At 71.6% G+C, this 3,482-nt stretch carries 3 protein-coding genes; all 3 read left to right on the top strand.

The features are described from left to right. Positions 1-2,097: translation initiation factor IF-2 (gene infB / locus PINTE_RS20680; protein ID WP_245643087.1), on the top strand; the 2,097-nt coding region annotated here is incomplete at its 5' end. 139 nt (positions 2,098-2,236) lie between these two features. Then, entirely contained in the window at positions 2,237-2,713 is a 477-nt protein-coding gene (gene rbfA, locus PINTE_RS20675; RefSeq protein WP_068434365.1) for a 30S ribosome-binding factor RbfA, read from the top strand. A gap of 77 nt (positions 2,714-2,790) precedes the next feature. After that, on the top strand, positions 2,791-3,482 hold a 692-nt coding region (gene truB, locus PINTE_RS20670; RefSeq protein ID WP_084343875.1), incomplete at its 3' end, for a tRNA pseudouridine(55) synthase TruB.

Below are 3,482 nucleotides of genomic sequence, written 5' to 3'. Positions count from 1 at the left end.
GGCATGATGCCGAACCAGACGTCGGTGCCTCGCCCCGGTGAGCGCCCGACCCGTCCCGGTGGTCGTCCCGGCGGCGGCGGTGGCGGCGGTTACCGCGGTGGCGGTGGCGGCGGCTTCCGTCCCGGCGGCGGTCGTCCCGGCGGTCCCGGTGGCCGCGGCAACGCCCAGGGCGCCTTCGGTCGCGGTGGCGGCCGGCCGGTGCGCGGACGCAAGTCCAAGCGCGCCAAGCGCCAGGAGTTCGAGCAGATGCAGGCGCCGACGATCGGCGGCGTCTCCGTTCCGCGCGGAGACGGCTCGACGATCGTGCGGGTGCGCCGCGGCGCGTCGCTGACCGACTTCGCCGACAAGATCAACGCGAACCCGGCGAGCCTGGTCACGGTGCTGTTCCACCTCGGTGAGATGGCGACCGCGACGCAGAGCCTCGACGAGGACACGTTCAAGATCCTCGGTGAGGAGCTCGGCTACGACATCCAGGTCGTCTCCCCGGAGGACGAGGAGCGCGAGCTGTTCGAGCAGTTCGACATCGACCTCGACCACGGCATCGACGACGAGGAAGACGACGACCTGGCGCCACGGCCTCCGGTCGTGACCGTCATGGGTCACGTCGACCACGGAAAGACGCGCCTGCTGGACGCCGTGCGCAACGCCAACGTCATCGCGGGCGAGGCCGGCGGCATCACCCAGCACATCGGTGCCTACCAGGTCACCAAGGAGCACGAGGGCCAGGAGCGCAAGATCACCTTCATCGACACCCCCGGTCACGAGGCGTTCACCGCCATGCGTGCCCGCGGTGCGAAGGTGACCGACATCGCGATCCTCGTCGTGGCCGCCGACGACGGCGTCATGCCGCAGACCATCGAGGCGCTCAACCACGCGCAGGCCGCCGACGTGCCGGTCGTCGTCGCCGTCAACAAGATCGACGTCGACGGCGCGAACCCGGCCAAGGTGCGCCAGCAGCTGACCGAGTACAACCTCATCGCTGAGGAGTACGGCGGCGACACGATGTTCGTCGACGTCTCCGCCAAGCAGGGTCTGCACATCGACGACCTGCTGGAGGCGGTGCTGCTCACCGCCGACGCCGCGCTCGACCTGCGCGCGAACCCCGACAAGGACGCCCTCGGCGTCGCGATCGAGGCCAACCTCGACCGTGGCCGCGGCGCGACCGCGACGGTGCTCGTGCAGGCCGGCACGCTGCACGTCGGTGACGCGATCGTCGCCGGCTCCGCACACGGTCGTGTGCGGGCGATGCTCGACGAGGCGGGCAACAACGTCACGGCGGCCCTGCCGTCGCGTCCGGTGCAGGTGCTCGGTCTGAGCTCGGTGCCCCGGGCGGGTGACACCTTCGTGGTGGCCCCCGACGACCGCACCGCCCGGCAGATCGCGGAGAAGCGTGAGGCGGCCGACCGGCAGGCGAGCCTGGCCAAGGCCCGCAAGCGCATCAGCCTGGAGGACCTCAACGAGGCCCTCGCGGCCGGCAAGGTCGACACCCTCAACCTCATCCTCAAGGGTGACGTGTCGGGTTCGGTCGAGGCCCTGGAAGACGCGCTGCTGCAGATCGACGTGGGCGACGAGGTCGACCTGCGGATCATCGACCGCGGCGTCGGCGCGATCACGTTGAACAACATCAACCTGGCCGCCGCCTCCAACGCGGTGATCATCGGCTTCAACGTGCGCGCCGAGGGGCAGAACGCGGAGGTCGCCGAGCGCGAGGGCGTCGAGATCCGGTACTACTCGGTCATCTACCAGGCGATCGAGGAGATCGAGCAGGCCCTCAAGGGCATGCTCAAGCCGGAGTTCGAGGAGCACGAGCTGGGCACGGCCGAGATCCGCGAGATCTTCCGGTCGAGCAAGTTCGGCAACATCGCCGGTTCGCTCGTGCGCTCCGGGGAGATCCGCCGCGGCGCCCGCGCCCGGATCACCCGCGAGGGCGTCGTCATCGGCGAGAACGTCGAGGTCGCGGGTCTGCGACGGTTCAAGGACGATGTCACCGAGGTCCGCGAGGGCTACGAGTGCGGCATCAACCTGGGCTCGTTCAACGACCTGCAGCTCGGCGACGTCATCGCGACGTACGAGATGCGCGAGAAGCCCCGCGCCTGACGCACCACCATGCGCGCCCCACGACCCTGAGAACTGCGCGTCGTGGTCGCACCTGCGGTTCCTACCGCAGCTGCGACCGCACAGCGCAGTTCTCGGGGTCGGCGGTGGCGTGCGTAGCGACACGAAAGGCAGACCCCCCATGGCCGACCCGGCACGGGCACGCAAGGTCGCGGACCGCATCAAGGTCATCGCGGCCGAAACCATCGAACGCCGCCTCAAGGACGAACGCCTCGGCTTCGTCACCATCACCGACGTGCGCGTCACCGGTGACCTGCAGCAGGCGTCGATCTTCTACACCGTCTTCGGAGACGACCACGAGCGCGAGCAGACCGCCGCGGCGCTCGCCGACAACAAGGGCCGCATCCGGTCCGCCGTCGGCAAGGGCCTGGGCATCCGGCTCACGCCGTCGCTGGAGTTCATTCCCGACGCGATCCCCGAGGGCGCCGCGCACCTGGAAGACCTGCTCGCGCAGGCCAAGGCCCGCGACGCCGAGCTCGCGCAGGCGGCCGCCGGCGCGCAGTACGCGGGGGAGTCCGACCCGTACCGGCGCGAGGACGAGGCCGAGGACGACACCGACGAGAGCGATGAGGCCGACGAGGCGGCTCCCCGCGCCTGAGGCGGGCGCTCGGGTGCGCGCGGCAGTTCTGTCGACACGCCTGGCGACAGGCGGGTGACACGTAGGGAGGCGGGAAAATGGCCCGGGCGATCGACCCGACCGTCGGCGACGGGCTGCTCGTCGTCGACAAGCCGGCCGGGTGGACCAGCCATCAGGTCGTCGGCGCGTGCCGGCGGCTGGCGGGCACCCGCAAGGTCGGGCACGCGGGCACCCTCGACCCGATGGCGACGGGGGTGCTCGTCGTCGGGGTCAACAAGGGCACCCGGCTGCTGACCTACCTCGTCGGCGCCGACAAGGACTACGAGGCGACGATCCGGCTCGGGGTCGCGACGATGACCGACGACGCCGAGGGTGTCGCGACGTCCGTGGCCCCGGCCGGCGCCGTCGAGGCGCTGACGACCGATCGGGTGGCGGCGGCGGTGCGGGCGCTGACCGGCGAGATCTCCCAGGTGCCGAGCACGGTCAGCGCCATCAAGATCGACGGCAGACGCTCCTACGCGCGGGCGCGCGCGGGGGAGACGGTCGCCCTCGAGGGGCGGCCGGTGCGGGTGGCGAGCTTCGACGTGCTGGCCTCGCGGCGGGGCGTCGCCGTGCCGCCGCAGGAGGAGGCCGACGACCCGTCGGCGATCCACCGGCGCTCGCGGGGCGAGGAGCGGACCGGCCTCCCGGCGTCGACCGTGTCGGCCGACCCGGTGCCGGTGCTCGACCTCGACGTGGCGGTGACCGTCTCCTCGGGGACGTACGTGCGGGCGCTGGCCCGCGACCTCGG

Origin of the sequence: Piscicoccus intestinalis NBRC 104926 (genome assembly GCF_001515525.1) — a bacterium.
In the GTDB taxonomy this organism is placed as follows: Bacteria; Actinomycetota; Actinomycetes; order Actinomycetales; family Dermatophilaceae; genus Kineosphaera; species Kineosphaera intestinalis.
This window is presented reverse-complemented; position numbering and strand designations above follow the sequence as displayed.